Raw genomic sequence first — 16914 nt, forward strand, 5'->3', positions numbered from 1 at the left:
ATGTGATCTTCCGGCCCTTTCCGCTGCGTTCCTACCTTCCGACCACGACGGCGGAGAGCGGCGTGGCGACGTCCTCCAGCGACTTCCCCTCGGCGTCGACGCCCAGGAAGATCTCCACGATGCCGCCGATCGCCATCACCGCGGCGCCGATCAGATAGCCGATGAAGAGCTTGCCCGGGTCGTCGCCCTCGCCGATCAGCCAGCCGTAGAAGACCGGGCCGATCGCGCCGAAGCACTGGGCGATGGCGAAGAAGACCGCGATGGCCTGCGCCCGGATCTCCAGCGGGAAGATCTCACTGACCGTGAGGTACGCCGAACTGGCGCCCGCCGACGCGAAGAAGAAGATCACGCACCAGGCGACGGTCTGGGTGATCGCGTTGAGCGCCCCGGCGTTGAAGAGGAACGCCGAGATCGTCAGCAGCACCCCGGAGAGCAGGTACGTCCCGGCGATCATCTTGCGTCGGCCGATCACGTCGAAGAGGTGCCCGATGGCGAGCGGGCCGACCAGGTTGCCGACCGCGAACGCGATCAGGTAGATCGGCGCGTTCTTCTCGTCGACGCCGTAGAACTTCGTCAGTACCAGGGTGTACGTGAAGAAGATGGCGTTGTAGAGGAAGGACTGCGTGATCATCAGGGTGGCGCCGAGGACCGACCGTTGCGGCAGCTGTTGGAAGAGCACCCGGAGCAGCGACAGGTAGCCGTGCGCCTGGGTGGGCCGGATCTCGATCGCCCTGGACTCGTCGACCGGCGCGAGCGTCTGCCCGGAGGACTCCACCGACTCCTCGATCTGCCGGATGTTCGCCTCCGCCTCGGCCTCGCGACCGTGCATGATCAGCCAGCGGGGGCTCTCCGGTAGGTGGCGCCGCAGGTTCCAGATGCAGAGCCCGATGATCGGGCCGATCAGGAAACCGATCCGCCAGCCGAGGTTCAGGTCCATGTGGTTGAGCAGCACGAACGTGCCGAGCGTGCCGAGGATGGCGCCGCCCCAGTAGGTCCCGTTCACGCCGATGTCGACCCGGCCGCGGTACTTCGCCGGCATCATCTCGTCGATCGCCGAGTTGATCGCGGCGTACTCGCCGCCGATACCGGCTCCGGCGATGAATCTCGTCAGATACAGGAAGGTGATCGCCCAGACGTCGTTACCCCAGGTCAGCGCGGTGAGTGCGTTGCCGGCCAGGTATACGCCGAGGGTCACCACGAACAGGTTCTTGCGGCCGAGCGCGTCGGAGAGCCGGCCGAAGAGGAGCGCTCCGAAGACCTCGCCGAGCAGGTAGACGGTGGCGATCGCACCGACCGCGGTCGAGCTGAGGGCGAGGGTCTCCCTCTCGTTCAGCACCGGTCCGATGGCGCTGGCGATGGTGATCTCCAGGCCGTCGAGCACCCAGGCGGTGCCGAGCGCCAGGATCATGCGAGTGTGGAAGGGCGACCAGCTCAGCCGGTCGATGCGGGCGGGTATCAGGCTCCGGATGGTTCCCGAGTCGAGGCTCTGCGCCATTGACGCACCTCCATTTCCGTGAGGTGTCTCACGGGTTACCGGATTTCCGGCCGCTCACTTCATGAAACCTTCAGGAGCTTTTCCGGTACGGCTACCCCTGCTCTGCCCGGCCACACCTCCCCCGGGCTGTCGCCCTTCCCCTTCCCGGCCGTCCGCCACTCACCCACCCGGCCACCCTCCCTCATGGACACCCTGTCGGGAGTCCCGCGACCCTGTCGATCACGGGCGGCGTGTGGGCAGCGAGCGTGTATCCCCGAGCCCGTCCGTCGCTGCTCGTGGGCCGTGGCCGCCCCCGTGCCGGCGAGTGTGTGCCGTGGCCGCCCCTGTGTTGGGGGCGTGGGCCGTTGCGGGAGGCAGGGAGCCGCGCAGCGGGTGGCCCCGGGTGAGGGAGCGAGGGCGTACCCGAGAAGGAAGCGGGGGCCGAGCGATCAGCTCGGCCCCCGCCCGGGGTTGGGGAGGAGGGTCAGGCCGGGTCGAGGGCCAGGGCGTCGAAGATGAAGTTGGGGCTCAGGAACGTGTCGCCGGAGCTGCCGCTGATCGTGGAGATGGAGAACGTGTTGGTGCCGGTCTTCAGCGCGCTCGCCGGGACGGTGAAGGTGTAGGTCGCGTTGACGCCGCGCCACGTGCCGCGGGTGATGTTGCGGGAGTTCAGGTTCGTCGGGGTCGGGGAGGCCGACGACGGGGACGTGTAGCTGCCGATCGTGACCGCGGGGCGGCCGCCGGCGAAGCTCGACGTGGTGGCGATGCGGAGCTTCACGCCGGCCGACGGGACCGAGGAGAGGGTGAAGTTCAGGGCCATCGGGGAGTTGACCGACTTGAACTCGGCCATCGGGAACGCCGAGGCGCCGGCCGAGACGCTGTACGAGCTCGCGGTCCAGGACGACATCCGGGTGTCCGACGGGTGCTCCGTCTCGATCTTGTCGGCGTTCAGGAAGCCGGACGGGGTGCCGTCGAAGGTGCCGAGCTGGAAGAGCGTGCCGGCGGCGGGGACGCTGCCGGACATGGCGAGCGTGGCGGTGCCGCCCGCGGTCACGGTGACCGACTGGGTGGAGCCGACGGCGAGTTCACCGGCGTAGAGGGTGGCGGTGTACGTGCCCGGCTTGACGTGCCCGATCACGAACTTGCCGGACTTGACCTTGCCCCAGTACTGGCCGGTCGTCCCGGCCAGCGCGACCGTGCCGCCCAGCCCGTTCCAGGTGCCGGTCGCGGTGCCGCTGACCCCGCCGCGCTGCGCGTTGGAGAGCATCCCGGGGATGTACGACGCCAGGAAGTCCATGCTGTGCACGGTCGGCGACTCGCCGTCGGTGATCGCGAGCGCGTACGGACCGTGCAGCCCGAGCCGCAGCGCCTCGGTCTGCTGGTGCCCGCTGAACATGTAGTGGGTGATGTTGACGGCGCTACCGGTGTCGTTGACCTCGATGTCCCGGAAGAACGGACCGCCCGAGGACATGTCGGTGTACGCCGGGATGATGTACGCCCCGTGCCCGTTCCCGCTGGCGCCGAAGGGCTGCTGCGCGATCAGCCGCTGCGAGCTGTAGAACTTCGACGCGGTCTTGCCGCTGGAGAACGCGAAGACGTCCGAGCCCTCGACCGTGCTGGTCGCGCCGTCGGTGACCGCGGCGGTCGGCGACGTGGTGAGCAGGTCGTCATTGAGCCGGGTGATGAAGCGCGCCTCACCCGGGTCCAGCGCCTTGGTGATGCTGGTGGCCATGTAGATGGTGTTGTCGTTCTTGCGCGCGAAGTAATACTGCGTCACGCCGATCGACGTGTTGGCGGCGCTGACCAGGATCGAGTTGCCGCTGTTGAAGGTCTGGCTGGTCACCGTGGCGGACGACCAGCCGGACTCGAACTGGCCGGCCGCGTACCCGGAAGCGGTCAGCTCGGTGCCGTCGTGCTTCAGCGACGTCATGTTGCCGTTGGTCGTGTTGACCGCGAACGTCAGGCCGGCGCCGGTGTCGAACGTGATGCTCGACGCCGCGTTCGCCCAGGGCTGTCCGCCGAACAGGCCGGCACCGGCGAGCACCGCGGCGGTGGCGATGCCGCCGGCCAGCACCTTGCGCTTCGTCCGGGAGGCCGGCCGCCGGTGCGAGGGGATGTCTTCGGGGGTCATGCCTTCGAGGTGGCCGTTCGGCTCGCAAAGGTTGCCCACAGAGAAGATCTTTTTTCCGGTACGCCCGGCGGGCGGCTCAGGGCAGGGCCAGCAACTCCGCCGGATCACCGGAGGCCCAGGTCGCGGGCAGCACGGCGAGCGCGTCGGCCGCCGCGGCGAGATGGAGGCTCCCCGCTCGCGCCCCGGGCAGGATCCGCTGCCCGTCCACCGGGACGATCCGGACGCCCGCGGGGTGGAGCTTGGCCTCCCCGGTCACCGGCGCCGTGACGGGTGGCCTCGGCGGGCGCCCGGCCAGCGTCTCGAGCAGCGGCTCCAGCAGGGTCAGGGCCGCTACCAGACCGGCGTAGGGATTGCCGGGCAGACTCACCACCCATCGCCCTCCGGGCAGCCTGGCCAGGCCCTGGGGGTGGCCGGGCCGGCACGCCACCTTGCGCACCCGCCACTCCGCTTCCAGTTTCCCGAGTACGCCGTGCAGATGATCGGCAGCGCCCGCGGAGGACGCCCCACTCACCACGAGGACGTCGGCCGCCGCGTTCGACAGGGCCCGCTCGAGCTCGTCGGGCCGATCGCGCAGGTGACGGCTCGGCAGCCGGCGCCCGCCGCCCCGGGCGGTGACCGCGCCGACCAGCCCGGTGAAGCTGTCCCGGACCTGCCCCGGGCCCGGCCGTCCCGCGGTGACCACCTCGTCGCCGGTGACGAGGAGCGCGACCACCGGCGGCCGGTGGGTGGCCAGCGACTCCACCCCGGCCTGCACCGCCGCGGCCGCCGTGGTCGCCGTGACGATCCGCCCGGCGGGGACCAGGAGCTCGCCGGGACGCAGGTCCTCGCCCGCCCGGCGGATGTGCGAAGACGGACACGGTCCGCCGTCGAGAAGGTCGCCGTGCCGGGTGGCGTACTCGTACGGGAGGACCGCGCCGGCGCCGGGCGGGATCACCGCGCCGGTGGCGATCTCCACGGCGGTACCCGTCGCCAGCGGCACCGGTGCGCCGTGCGAGCCCGCGAGCACCCGGCCGGCCACGGTCCACGGCCCCGGGCCGGCGGTGGCGTACCCGTCCATCGCCGCGGTGTCGAAGGCCGGCACCGCGACGGCCGCCGCGATCGGGGCGGCGAGAACCCGCCCGATCGCGGCGTCCGGTGTGGTCTGCTCGGCGGGGAGCGGCCCGGCCAGTTCCCGGGCGGCGGCGCGGGCGGCGGCCCAGGGGATTCCGGCGGTCATCGTGGCCTGCACCATCCCCCTACCGCACTGTGGTGTCGTATCGACGGTGTGCCGTCACCGCGACGGTAGTGCAACGAAACGGTCTCGTACGCCACCAGGCATTTGTGAGATCCGCAGGTGCGGGCCCAGAAGTGCCGGTTGGATCGAGTATGCCGGTGAGAATCACCATGTTGGTTGGTAACTGCGAATGATTAAGGTGAGCGACATGACGGTGTTCCAGATCGGAGAGGCGGCCGAGTTGCTCGGCGTCAGCCCGGACACGGTTCGTCGCTGGGTCGACGCCGGCCGGCTCGCCGCCTCCCGTGACGAGCACGGGCATCGGGTGATCGACGGCGTCGACCTGGCCGGTTTCGTCCGTGCCCAGGCCGCCGAGCCGGACGAGCGCTCCGACACCTCGTCGGCGCGTAACCGCCTGCGCGGGATCGTGACGGCCGTGGTCAAGGACACCGTGATGGCTCAGGTGGACATCCAGGCCGGACCGTTCCGGCTGGTGTCACTGATGAGCCGGGAGGCCGTCGACGAACTCGACCTCGCGGTCGGTTCGGTGGCGGTCGCAGTGATCAAGTCCACCACCGTAGTGGTGGAGAGATCCGCTTTGGGGAGGACCTCATGAGGCTCACGTTCGCGGCGGCCGGTCTGGCCGCCGTCCTTACCTTCGGGGTGGCCGGCTGCGGTGGCGACGACGCCTCCGGCACCCCGGCCACCGGTTCCAGCTCGGCCGGGGTCACCGGCACCGTCACCGTCTTCGCGGCGGCGTCGCTCACCGAGTCGTTCACCACGCTCGGTAAGACGTTCGAGAGCGAGCACCCGGGCAGCACGGTGAAGTTCAACTTCGCCGGCAGCTCGGCGCTGGCCACCCAGATCAACCAGGGTGCGCCCGCCGACGTCTTCGCCTCCGCCGCCCCGAAGAACATGACCGTGGTCACCGACGCCGGCAACGCCACCGGCACGCCCACCACGTTCGTGAAGAACCAACTGGTCATCGCGGTGGCGAAGGGCAATCCGAAGGGGATCGCCGCGCTCTCCGACCTGACGAGGTCCGACCTCAAGGTCGCGCTCTGCGCCGAGGAGGTGCCCTGCGGGGCCGCGGCCAAGACCGCGATCGAGGCGGCCGGCCTCACGGTCACCCCGGTGACCCTGGAGCAGGACGTCAAGGCTGCGCTCTCCAAGGTCAAGCTCGGTGAGGTGGACGCGGCGCTGGTCTACCGGACCGACGCCAAGGCCGCGGCGACCGATGTGGACGCGGTCGAGTTCCCCGAGTCGGCCAAGGCGATCAACGAGTACCCGATCGTCGCCCTCAAGAACGCCACCAACGCGGCCGGCGCGCAGGCCTTCATCGACCTGGTGACCTCCGTCGACGGTCTGAAGGTGCTGGAAGAAGCCGGTTTCCAGGCGCCCTGAGAGATCCTGTAGCGCATGACCACCTCCGAGGCGGTGGCGCCGCGGCGCGTCGCCACCGCCCGTATCCCGATTCCGCTCCTGCTGCCCGCGCTGGCCGGCCTGGTCTTCCTGGTCCTGCCGCTGGCGGGGCTTCTCTGGCGTACGCCGTGGAGCACGCTCCCGCGGCGGCTCGCCGAGCCCGAGGTGCTGGAGGCGCTGAAGCTGTCGCTCTTCACGGCCAGCCTGGCCACGGTGCTCTGCCTGCTGCTCGGGGTCCCGCTCGCGTGGCTGCTGGCCCGGGTCGAGTTCCCCGGACGGCGGGTGGTCCGGGCGCTGATCACGGTGCCGCTGGTGCTGCCACCGGTGGTCGGCGGCATCGCGCTGCTGCTCGCGCTCGGCCGGCGCGGTCTGCTCGGCAGCTGGCTGGAGAGCGCGTTCGGGATCACGCTGCCGTTCACCACGGCCGGGGTGGTGATCGCCGAGGCGTTCGTGGCGCTGCCGTTCCTGGTCATCTCGGTGGAGGGTGCGCTGCGCGGCGCGGACACGCGGTACGAGGAGGCGGCGGCCACCCTCGGGGCGAGCCGCTGGGTCGCCTTCACCCACGTGACGCTGCCGCTGGTGGCGCCCGGGATCGCGGCCGGCGGGGTGCTCTGCTGGGCGCGGGCGCTCGGCGAGTTCGGCGCGACGATCACCTTCGCCGGGAACTATCCGGGGATCACCCAGACCATGCCGCTCGCGGTGTATCAGACGATGGAGAGCGGCGACCTGGACGGCGCCGTGGTGCTGAGCCTGATCCTGCTGGCGGTCTCGGTGACGATCCTGACCGCGCTGCGCGACCGCTGGATGGCCGCGCCGTGACCGACCCCGCGACCGATCCCGCGACCGATCCCGCGACCGATCCCGAGCCTGATCCCGCGACCGATACCGGGCCCGGCCCCTCGCCCGGCCGTGTCGTGCCGTCCCTCCCCGTCGCCGGTTCCTCGTCCGGCGGCGCCTCCGTCCGGCCGCTTCTCGACGCGCGTCTCGTGGTGCGGCGTGGGGAGTTCGAGCTCGACATCGCGCTGAGCATCCGGGCCGGGGAGACGGTCGCGCTGCTCGGGCCGAACGGTGCCGGGAAGACCACCGCTTTGCGGGCGCTGGCCGGGCTCACCCCGCTCTCCGGCGGTCACCTCGTCGTCGACGGGCAGGACCTCTCGGCCACCGCGCCGGAGCACCGCCGCGTCGGCGTGGTCTTCCAGGACTACCTGCTCTTCCCGCACCTCTCCGCGCGGGACAACGTGGCCTTCGGGCCGCGACGGCAGGGGATCGACCGGCGCGGGGCGCACGCGATCGCGGACCGGTGGCTGGACCGGGTCGGACTCTCGGAGTACGGACGCCGGAAGCCGCGGCACCTCTCCGGTGGCCAGGCGCAGCGGGTCGCGCTGGCCCGGGCGCTCGCGGTCGACCCGGTGCTTCTCCTACTCGACGAGCCGCTGGCGGCCCTGGACGCGCGGACGCGGCTCTCCACCCGGGCCGAGCTGCACCGGCATCTCACCGCCCACCCCGGCGCGACGCTGCTGGTCACCCACGATCCGCTGGACGCCCTGGTGCTCGCGGACCGGCTGGTCGTGGTCGAGAACGGTCGCGTGGTGCAGGAGGGGGACGCCGCGACGATCACCGCTCAGCCGCGCACCGATTACGTCGCACAGCTGGTAGGCCTCAACCTTTTCAGCGGGGTGGGCGCGGGTCACGTCGTACATGTGACAAATGATTTTGCAATGACCGCGACCGATACGGTGGAGGGTGAGGCCTTCGTTGCCTTTCCGCCATCGGCGGTGGCACTGCATCCACGGCGCCCCGACGGCAGTCCGCGGAACACCTGGGAAGCGACTTTGATCGATATTCAGCGGCACGGGGACAGCCTTCGTGTGCTGCTGGAGGGCCCTGTGCGAGTCGCGGCGGACATCACCCCGGCGGCCGCGGCGCAACTTGAGCTCGTGCCCGGACGGCGACTCTGGGTAGCCGTAAAAGCCAGTGAAACCAGGGCCTATCCCGCCGCCTAAGCTACCTGCGAGTAATGGCGATGGATGCGTACCCTTGTCGATCGTCGGTCCAGGATGATCAGTCGAAGGGACCCCGGCTTCATGAAGCCTCTCCAGCCCGGTGACCCGGAACGCGTCGGGCGGTACGAGATCGAGGGCACGCTCGGATCCGGCGGCATGGGCACTGTCTTCCTCGGACGGACGCCCGGCGGCCGACCGGCGGCGATCAAGGTGATCAACCCCGCCTACCTGTGGAACTCCGAGGCGAAGGCCCGGTTCCGTCGCGAGGCGGAGATGCTCAGCACGGTGCGGAGCGCGTACACCGCCACGCTGATCGACTGTGAGCTCGACCAGCCGCCGTTCTGGATGGCGACCGAGTACATCCCGGGACCGACGCTGTCGAAGGCGGTCGCGGAACGCGGTCCGGCGCCGATCGAGGAGTGCGCGCGGCTGATGGCGGCGCTCGCCGAGGGCCTCGCCGACGTCCACTCGCACGGCATCTGTCACCGCGACCTCAAGCCGCAGAACGTGATCCTCTCGCCGACCGGCCCGCAGCTGATCGATTTCGGTATCGCGCGCGGCATCGGTTCCGGCGGCATCACGGCCACCGGGATCATGATGGGTACGCCGGGGTACATCGCCCCGGAGATGATGGAGAGCGACGCGCTGACGCCCGCCGCGGACGTCTTCGCGCTGGGGTCGATCATCGCGTTCGCGGCCACCGCCCGGCGGCCCTACGGGGAGGGGACGCTCGAGTCGATCTACATGCGACTGATGCGCGAGAAGATCGACCTGGACGGGGTGGACCCGGACCTCGCCGAGGTCATCCGGGCCTGCGTGGCGCGGGAGCCGGAGGACCGGCCCACGCCGGACGAAGTGATCGAGATGTGCCGGCCGCTGCGGGGACGGGACTCGGGGGCGTCGGCGTTCCCGAAGCCGGTCTCGCCGCCGCCGATATCGGTCCCCCCATCGTCGTCCGCTTCTTCGTCCTCCTCTTCCGCGGAGTTCGCGGCCTTGACGCCGCCGCCGGATCCTTCTGATTTTTCGGAAGAGACCGGAATGTACCGCGGGAGCGGGGCCTCCCCGATCTCGGCCGCCCGACCGGCTCCCGCACCCGAGCCTGTTCCCGCACCAGCACCCGCGCCCACGCCTGCGCCCACGCCTGCGCCTGCGCCCATGCCTGCGCCTGCACCAGCGCCCACGCCTGCACCAATGCCCACGCCTGCACCGGCATCTGTACCCGCGCCTGCGCCTGTTCCGCCGCCGGCTCCTGTTGCGGCTGCTCCCGCGTCACCGGCTCCTTCTGCGTCGCCCGCAGGGCCTCCCCCTCCGCCGCCTTCCGTGCCGCCTTCCGTGCCTCCCTCCGTGCCTCCCTCCGTGCCTCCCTCCGTGCCTCCCTCCGTGCCTCCCTCCGTGCCGATGGCCGTCGGGGCGCCGAAGCCGCCGCCGCGTTCCGGGTCGGCGAAGCTGTCGCGGCGTACGAAGAAGCTGGTGGCGGCCGGTGGAGCGGCGGTCGCCGTGATGCTGTTCTTCGGTGTCGGAACCTTCGCCGCCACCCGGTTCCTCTCCGGAGACGACCCCCAGCCGGTCTCCGCCGTCGAGACCCAGACCGTCGAGACCCCGGAGCCGATCTTCTCGGTGCCGCCGGCCGCCGAGCCCCTGCCGTCCTGGGCGGACGCGTCGCCGAGCCCGAGCAAGACCAAGAAAAAGAAGAAGACCAAGTCGGCCTCCCCGTCGGCGACCGTCTCGGTGACCACCGCGACCACCGCCGACGGCCGCTGCATCGTGCTGCCCGAGGAGGTCGTCAACGGCGCTCAGGTCTCCGCGGCCGCGTGCGACGGCTCCGCCGCACAGGAGTGGATCCTCAGCTCGGACGACGAGCTTCGGAACCCGACCGCCGGCAAGTGTCTCGACATCGGCGCCAACCAGGGTGCGGACCTCTCCTACCGGGTCCAGCTCTGGGACTGCTTCGCCGGCACCGCCCAGACCTGGACGGCGAAGGCCAACGGAACCCTGCTCAACGAGTCCGCGAGTCTCTGCCTGGGCGTCCTGCCGAAGTCCGACGGCGGCCCGGCCCTGGGCATCCTGAAGTGCACGACCGACGATTCCCTGCGCTGGAACCTGCCCGGCTGAGTCTGGCCGGCTGAGTCTGGCCGGCTGGGTCTGGCCGGCTGGGCCCGCCCGGCGTTGTCAGTCGCGTCGCGGGAGCCCGGTCAGGGTGCGTTCGACAAGCTCGTTGAGGGTGGCGAGCTCGTCCGGGGCGAGGGCGCCGAACCACGCCGCGACCGCGTCCTCGTCGCCGGCGTCCCGGTCGCGCCAGTAGCGCGCGCCCTCCTCGGTCGGGACCAGCCTGCGGCGCCGGCGATCGTCCGGGTCCGGCTCGGTGCGCAGCATGCCCTTGCGTTCGAGTACGGCGACGAGCTGTGCCGCGTTCTGATGCGTGGTGCCGAGCGCGGCGGCCGCCTCGGTGAGGGCCGGACGGTCCAGGGCGCGTACCGCGGTGAGCAGTGCGGCCTGCTGGGTGGTCAGCCCGTCGGCGCGTAGCCGCTCGTCCATCAGGTAGCGCAGCCGCTGGGCGAGCAGCAGGGTGCCGCGGAACGCGCGTACCGCCGGGGTCAGGGGCGAATCCGGCCCCAGATCGAAGACGGTCTTTTCTCGGTCCGGCATCCGCAATATATTACACAGATGGTTCGCAATATATTGGGTAACGGGATCTGCCTGCTCCCGCACTGCGCGTACCTCTCCGAGACCTCGCGGATGATCGAGATCTACCGGGCGCTGCGGTCCCGGGGTGTCACCCCGCGCGTCGCCACGTACGGCGGCACCTACGAATCCGCGCTGCGCGCCGCCGGCATCGAGTACGACCTGGTCGGCCCGCCGATGGACGCGGACCGTTGCGCCCGTTTCCTGCGCGAGCAGCCGAGCAGCGGATGGATCGGGCAGAGCGCCTACAGCGACGCGGAGTTGCGGGCGTACGCCCTGGCCGAGGCGGAGTACTTCACCCGGCACCGGATCGGGGTGGCGGTCACCGGTTTCGCGCTGAGCACCGTGCTCTCCACCCGGCTGGCCGGCGTCCGCCTGGTCACCGAGCACTCCGCGAGCTGGGTGCCGCCGATGGCCGAGCGTGGCCTCTTCCCCGCCCCGTCGTCCCCGAACGCCTTCATCCGGTCCGCCTGGCTCGCCAACCGCCTGCCCAGCCGGGTGCGCTTCTACTGCGGCGGGTTCAACCGGATCGCCCGTGAGTTGGGCGTACCCGAGATCCCCAGCGTCGCCGCCCTGGTCCTCGGCGATCTCACCCTGGTCACCGAGGCCCCCGAGGTGCTCGGCGTCCCGGCCGCCGAGATCGAGTCCTGGCGCCCCGGCCGTGGCTTCCGCCCGGAGACCCGGCTGCGCGTCACCGGCCCGCTCTTCGCCCACCTGCCCGTCCCGCTCCCGCCCGAGGTCGACGCGTTCCTGAGCGCCGATCCGCCGGTGGTCTACGTCGCGATCACCTCCAGTCCGCCCGCCCTGATCCGCGCCGTGGTGCACGCGCTGCTCCCGCTGGGCGTCCGGGTCCTGGTGGCCGGCACGGTGCACGACCTGGCCGACCTGGCCGACGACCGGGTGATGGTGGCCGGCGTCCTCCCCAGCCACCTGGTGATGCCCCGGGCGGCCCTGGCGGTCACCGCGGGCGGCCAGGGCAGCGTCCAGACCGCGATGTCCGCCGGCACGCCACTACTCGGCATCCCTCTCCAGCAGGAACAGGACCTGAACGTCACCCTGATCGAACGCCGCGGCGCGGGCCGCTGGCTCACCCCGCACCACGCCACCACGACCACCCGGCTGACCGCCCTCGCCGACGACCTGCTCACCGATCCGCGCTACCGCCGTGCGGCCGGTGAGATCGGCGCCCTCTACGCCACCATCGACGGCCCCGCCAACGCCGCCACCGCCATCCTCGACGGACTGCAGCTTCCCCCTGTCATCCCCTGATCGATTTAACCTTCGCTTTCGGGTACGGCGAGAGAATCTGCTGAGCCGGGGAAGGACCGACCCTCTTTTGATGACCTTGCGGGCAGCCTGGAATTGATGTTGGTGCGGTTCTAGGATGGTGTCTGCAAGTCACGTCTACTCGGGAGGCCTTCATGACGACTTCCGTGCATGCTTCCCGTCCTATCGTTTCCGAGATGAGCCAGGCCGAATGGAATGCCGCCGTGGACCGGGCGCTCACCCGCCTGCACCTCACGTACGAGCAGCTCAGGGAGATGGCATGCCGTCGCGACTTCGTGTCGATGGAGGCCATGAAGCTCTGGTTGGCCATCGGTGAACAAGATGAGGAACGGACTCGCTCCGCAGACTAGGCAATTCGCCGAGGATCTCCAGATCCTTCTGGGGAGGACGGTTTGCGATTTCGTCAAGATCGACGGCCGTATTCTTCCGGGTGGCACCCAAGCTATCGTCGGGACAAATCTTTCGGATTTCACGTCGCGCCCCATTCGGCTGAGATCGTCGGCGGAAACCCCGGTCTGGATCGACGTGAGCGCCTATCTGATGCTCGATCCGGACGAAGGGCTGGCGGACCCCAAGGCCGACTGGCGTGACGTTCTGGACGGGAGCCGGCGGGAGTATCGCCTGAAGCAGATCAGGGCCGCGGTCCGGCGGCATCCTGGGACGGCGATTCGGGAGCTTGAGCGACTCGGTTATGCGGTGGCACATCCGAGAGACAGCCGGAGCCGGGCGCTGATTCTGCGCCTTGTCGGCAGGGTGCCCACCCAGCGCGGCGTGGGAACGGGGAAAACGGCGCCCGAACGGGGTTGATGGCCACATAGGATGGTTGTCGACGACCATGATGCTGACGGTCGGCCGGACGCTATGGGCGCGCCCTGAGTGTTAGCTTCTGGTGACGCTGCGCATGGGGAGGGGGTGCGTGTCGATGCTGGAAGTGCTGGCCGCGGAGGCGGTTCGGGTGATGGCGCCGGGTGTCGCGACCGTGGCCGGTGGGAGTGCGCGGCGGCTCTGGCAGCTGTTCCGTGACCGTTCGGAGCGGCCGCCCGCCGAGCCCGAGGCGCTGCGCCGCTTCATTCTTCGCAAGGCGCGGCAGGACAGGGAGTTCGCGGCGTGGCTCGCTCAGGAACTCGTCGCGGTGGAGAGCGTGGACGCGGTCGCCGTGGTGGCGCCGTCCCTCTTCGTCGATCGCGAGAAGGTGCGTCAGCGCCTCACGGCGCCCGGTGTGTGGGTGGTCGCCGGAGTGCATGGCTCCGGCAAGACGTTGCTTTCCGAGCAGATTGCGTACGACGTACGTAACGACGTCGCGTCGATCGCCACCGTCGACCTGGACCTGTTCCGTGACGGCGCGGTGCTCAGGCTCGTCGAGGTCCAGCAGGAAGTGCTCCGCCAACTCGGGGTGCCGCACGTCGACGACACCGCCCCGATCGTCGCCGACCAGTACCGCCGCGCGCTGCGGCACCGTTGTTTCCTGCTGATCCTGGACAACGTGGCCGGCGCCGCCGAGGCCGAGGCGCTGGTGCACACCGGGGAGAGGGCGATCGTCCTGCTCACCACCCGGCTGCTGAGCCAGGACCTGCGTGCCTGGTACGCCGGCGAACCGGTGGTGCTCTACGGCCTGGACGACGCCGTGGCCGCCGAGCGTGTCGTGGCCGGCCGATGCGGCGCGGAGATGCTCGCCGCCGAGCCGGAGGCGGTCCGCGAGCTGATCGCCCGGTGCGACGCGATCCCGTCGATCCTCGCCCAGGCCGGCGGGTGGCTGGCCCGTAGCAAGGGCAGGCCGGGCGCGGTCGCCGAGCTGGTCGGGCGATTCCGGGCGGCCGGAGACCTGGGCGCCATCCTCGAGACCTCGATCGGTCTCGCCGTGGACGCTCTGGACCCGGCGGTCGCCGCCGGGCTACGGGTGCTGGCCGGTCATCCGGGCGCGGACATCTCGGACGCCGGTGCCGGCGCGCTGCTCGGCCGGCCCGCCGACGACGTGGTGGACGCCCTGCTGGACGCCGGGTTGATGGCCCGCGGCCCGGCCGGACGGCTCGGTCTGCTGTGGTCGGTCCGTCGCCACCTGGGGTTCGCGACCGAGGACGCCGCCGTCGAGCGCTATCTCGGCTGGTTCCGTGACCTGGCCGGCGCCGCCGACCTGGCGATGGATCCGGTGACCGTGATCGACCGGGCGCGCGACGGGCGTCTGCGCCGATACCCCGCGCCGCCCGAGATCGTCTGGCCGTTCCCGGGAACGCGGCCGGTCGACTGGTTGCAGGGCGAGGCGCACCTGGTGCCGGACCTGCTCCGGGAGGCCCAGCGACGCGGGTACCACGTCGAGGTGGTGCAGATCTGCGGCGCGATGGAGGCGCTGCTGACGCTCCGGGGCCACCACTGGCTCTGCCTGACCGTCAACGAGCTCGGCATCGCCAGTGCCGAGGCGCTCGGCTGGCGGGCGGCGGTGGTGCGGTTGCACGCGCTCCAGGGCCGGATCTACACCCTGCTCGGCGTCGTCGATCGGGCCGCCGCCGCGTTCGGGAACGCCGGGGAACTGATCACCGGGCTGGAGGACGGCCGCCTGGAGTCCTCGGTGCTGGAGTTCCGTGCCGGGCTGTTCCTGACGACGGCACGGCTGGGCAGCACCGGTGATCTGGTCGAGGCGGAGTCGCTGCTGCGGCGGGCCGTGGCTATCGACCGGGGGCTCGGCCTGGCCCGCCCGCTCGGGCTGCATCAGCGGATGCTCGCCAACGTACTGATCGAATCCGGGCGTCCGGCGGAGGCTCTCGCCCTGCTGAGCGGCATCGTGGCCCCGGCCGGCGACTCCCGCAACGCGTCCCGGGTACACCTGGTGTCGGCGAAGGCGCTGATCGCGCTCGGCGACGGTCCGGGCGCCGGTGCCGAGCTGCGCCGGGCCGAGGAGCTGACCACGGCGAGCGGCGCGACGCAGTACCACCTCGAACTGGCTGATCTGCACGGACATGTCGCCCGGCTCACCGGCGACATCGAGGGCGCCCGCCGCTGGTGGGGGTGGGTCGCGATGCGCTACATCGGTGCCGGGAATCCCCGCCGGGACCACTACATCGCCCTGCTCAACAGTCTTCCGAGTGGATCGTGATCACCCGCGACCCGATCCGCACTTGATCTGAACCGGTCAGTGGCTCGCCCCGCTGTAGCCGCCACCAGACCCAGGAGGCCAGCGCCCACGGATCGACGGCGGCGCCGCCGCGCAGCCGGAGGTGCGCGCCCTGCCTGGTCCGGACGTGGCAGACGCCGTCGGTGACCGTGGCGAGCAGTGTCGCGTGCGGCCAGGACGCGAGCGGATCCTCGTCCGGTATCCGGTCGACGCCGAGGATGGCGGCGGCCGCCACCTGGGTCAGCGTGGCGTGTTCGAGGCGGGCGACCACGTGCCGGTAGGGGAGATCCTCGTGGACGGGGCCGTGACCGGTATCCGGGTAGCGGGTGATGCCGTCCTCGTCGATCCCGGCGACCCAGGCACCCGTGGCCGTGTGCTGAGCCGGCGGTGGCACGGGCAGGGGCGGGAACTCGGCGGGCGTGGACGGCTCGGGCAGCGCGATGGCGCGGTGGATCCAGGAGCGCAGCCGGGACGCCGTCTCGGTGGGCCGCTCGACCGTGCCCGCCAGGACCTCCCGGTACGCGTCCGGTGCGTGGTCGCGCATCACCTTCTCGAGCTGGGCGCGCAGGTCTCCGGTGAGGTCCAGCCGGTCGCGGTGGGCGGCGAGGCGGTCGGCCACCGAATCCGGCACGGTGGTCCCGCTCGGGCGCGGGCCGAGCAGCAGCGGGACGCCGGTGAGAGCGGCGTACCCGGCGAGCGAGCCGTGGTCGGTCACCACGGCGTCGGCGGCGAGCAGCGCGGCCTGCCAGCCGGACTCCGGCGGGAGCACCCGGACTCCGGCGGCGGTCGCCCGGGCCAGCCAGCTGCGCACCTGCCACGGGCCGTGCCGGGCCCAGGCGCCCGGATGCAGCACCACGACCAGCGCGAACGCGTCCAGGGGCAGCCGGGCGGCGAGTCGTTCGGGCAGGTCGAGGGCGGCGCCGAGCAGGGAGTCCGGTCCCCAGGTGGAGGCGAGCACGACCAGGTGGCGGCCGGTCGCGCCGAGCGCGGTCCGGTAGACGCCACGACGGTGCCGGCTGGCCAGCATCCGGCCCCAGGCGGGATCGCCGACGACGGCAGTGCGCCGGCCGGCGGCGTCCGGGTGCTGTTGCTGGGCGGGGTGGGCGAGGCCGACGGTGATCGTCTCGGCACCGGGGAAACGGTCCGGGTTCAGTCCGGAGATGACCGTGGAGCCCGGGTAGCGCTTCTGGAACGCCAGGCCGTGCGGCAGCCGGAGGACGGGCGCGGCGAGCTGGTCGAGGCGGTCGTTCTCGCTGGCCGAGAGGGCCAGGTCGAAGCGGTCGTGGCGGGCCTGTGACCAGCTGACTATCCGGGGTTCGAGGCCGTGCAGCAGTTCGTCGACGCCGGCCCGGAAGTGCGCCGGATGCTCGTCGTCGGTGGTGAAGGAGATCTGGATCCGCGGGTCACCGGCGATGAGCGAGACCACGTCCAGCAGCCGGGTCAGGGCCGCGACGGTCCGCGCCACCACGAGCACGTCCCGCTGAACATCCACCGTGGACCACCGGCTCCCGGCTCCCGGCTCCCGGCTCCCGGCTCCCGGCTCCCGGCTCCCGGCTCCCGGCTCCCGGCTCCCGGCTCCCGGCTCCCGGCTCCCGG

Annotated in this window: 14 protein-coding genes; 9 read left to right on the plus strand and 5 right to left on the minus strand. The window is 71.3% G+C overall.

Annotated elements, in window-relative coordinates; all coding sequences use genetic code 11:
* Window positions 1-31: 31 nt before the first annotated feature.
* From AB0M08_RS42090 to AB0M08_RS42100, 3 genes are all read right to left on the minus strand, one after another.
* Window positions 32-1495: an MFS transporter gene (locus AB0M08_RS42090; RefSeq protein ID WP_364506196.1), complete on the minus strand. Its 1464-nt coding sequence runs from the start codon at window positions 1493-1495 to the stop codon at window positions 32-34.
* Between the two features lie 463 nt (window positions 1496-1958).
* Window positions 1959-3605, minus strand: coding sequence for a rhamnogalacturonan lyase B N-terminal domain-containing protein (locus AB0M08_RS42095; RefSeq protein WP_364506199.1), 1647 nt, complete (start codon window positions 3603-3605; stop codon window positions 1959-1961).
* A gap of 76 nt (window positions 3606-3681) precedes the next feature.
* The gene (locus AB0M08_RS42100) at window positions 3682-4821 is read right to left on the minus strand and encodes a molybdopterin-binding protein (protein ID WP_364506201.1); all 1140 of its coding nucleotides are present in this window, start codon (window positions 4819-4821) and stop codon (window positions 3682-3684) included.
* Window positions 4822-5026: 205 nt separating this feature from the next.
* Between AB0M08_RS42100 and AB0M08_RS42105 the strand changes: the two genes are divergently transcribed.
* The 5 genes from AB0M08_RS42105 to AB0M08_RS42125 all read left to right on the plus strand — a co-directional run bounded on the left by AB0M08_RS42105 (window position 5027) and on the right by AB0M08_RS42125 (window position 10355).
* A complete protein-coding gene (locus AB0M08_RS42105) occupies window positions 5027-5434 on the plus strand; it encodes a TOBE domain-containing protein (protein ID WP_364506204.1) in 408 nt (135 codons plus the stop codon).
* Complete coding sequence (modA, locus tag AB0M08_RS42110) at window positions 5431-6222, plus strand: molybdate ABC transporter substrate-binding protein (protein WP_364506207.1); 792 nt, start codon at window positions 5431-5433, stop codon at window positions 6220-6222. Before AB0M08_RS42105 ends, modA begins: the two co-directional genes overlap by 4 nt.
* A gap of 15 nt (window positions 6223-6237) precedes the next feature.
* Window positions 6238-7059: an ABC transporter permease gene (locus AB0M08_RS42115; RefSeq protein WP_364506210.1), complete on the plus strand. Its 822-nt coding sequence runs from the start codon at window positions 6238-6240 to the stop codon at window positions 7057-7059.
* A 95-nt stretch (window positions 7060-7154) separates the two neighbouring features.
* Entirely contained in the window at window positions 7155-8243 is a 1089-nt protein-coding gene (locus AB0M08_RS42120; RefSeq protein WP_364506230.1) for an ABC transporter ATP-binding protein, read from the plus strand.
* A gap of 81 nt (window positions 8244-8324) precedes the next feature.
* Window positions 8325-10355 (plus strand): serine/threonine protein kinase, encoded by a 2031-nt coding sequence (locus AB0M08_RS42125; RefSeq protein WP_364506213.1) that lies wholly within the window; start codon window positions 8325-8327, stop codon window positions 10353-10355.
* Between the two features lie 57 nt (window positions 10356-10412).
* Here the strand turns inward: AB0M08_RS42125 and AB0M08_RS42130 are convergent, their stop codons facing one another.
* Window positions 10413-10889 (minus strand): MarR family winged helix-turn-helix transcriptional regulator, encoded by a 477-nt coding sequence (locus tag AB0M08_RS42130; RefSeq protein WP_364506216.1) that lies wholly within the window; start codon window positions 10887-10889, stop codon window positions 10413-10415.
* 18 nt (window positions 10890-10907) lie between these two features.
* Between AB0M08_RS42130 and AB0M08_RS42135 the strand changes: the two genes are divergently transcribed.
* The 4 genes from AB0M08_RS42135 to AB0M08_RS42150 all read left to right on the plus strand — a co-directional run bounded on the left by AB0M08_RS42135 (window position 10908) and on the right by AB0M08_RS42150 (window position 15300).
* The gene (locus AB0M08_RS42135; protein ID WP_364506219.1) at window positions 10908-12194 is read left to right on the plus strand and encodes a nucleotide disphospho-sugar-binding domain-containing protein; all 1287 of its coding nucleotides are present in this window, start codon (window positions 10908-10910) and stop codon (window positions 12192-12194) included.
* A 194-nt stretch (window positions 12195-12388) separates the two neighbouring features.
* Window positions 12389-12562 carry a hypothetical protein gene (locus tag AB0M08_RS42140; RefSeq protein WP_364506222.1) on the plus strand — a complete coding sequence of 58 codons (174 nt, stop codon included), beginning with the start codon at window positions 12389-12391 and terminating at the stop codon, window positions 12560-12562.
* Window positions 12534-13019 (plus strand): hypothetical protein, encoded by a 486-nt coding sequence (locus AB0M08_RS42145; RefSeq protein WP_364506225.1) that lies wholly within the window; start codon window positions 12534-12536, stop codon window positions 13017-13019. The genes AB0M08_RS42140 and AB0M08_RS42145 overlap by 29 nt, the downstream gene beginning before the upstream one ends.
* 115 nt (window positions 13020-13134) lie before the next feature.
* Window positions 13135-15300 carry an NB-ARC domain-containing protein gene (locus tag AB0M08_RS42150; protein ID WP_364506233.1) on the plus strand — a complete coding sequence of 722 codons (2166 nt, stop codon included), beginning with the start codon at window positions 13135-13137 and terminating at the stop codon, window positions 15298-15300.
* Here the strand turns inward: AB0M08_RS42150 and AB0M08_RS42155 are convergent.
* A partial coding sequence (locus AB0M08_RS42155) for a hypothetical protein (RefSeq protein ID WP_364506227.1) occupies window positions 15275-16914 on the minus strand: 1640 nt, incomplete at its 5' end. The two genes, AB0M08_RS42150 and AB0M08_RS42155, sit on opposite strands and share 26 nt — an antisense overlap.

This window comes from Actinoplanes sp. NPDC051851 (assembly GCF_040681165.1).
GTDB lineage: Bacteria > Actinomycetota > Actinomycetes > Mycobacteriales > Micromonosporaceae > Actinoplanes.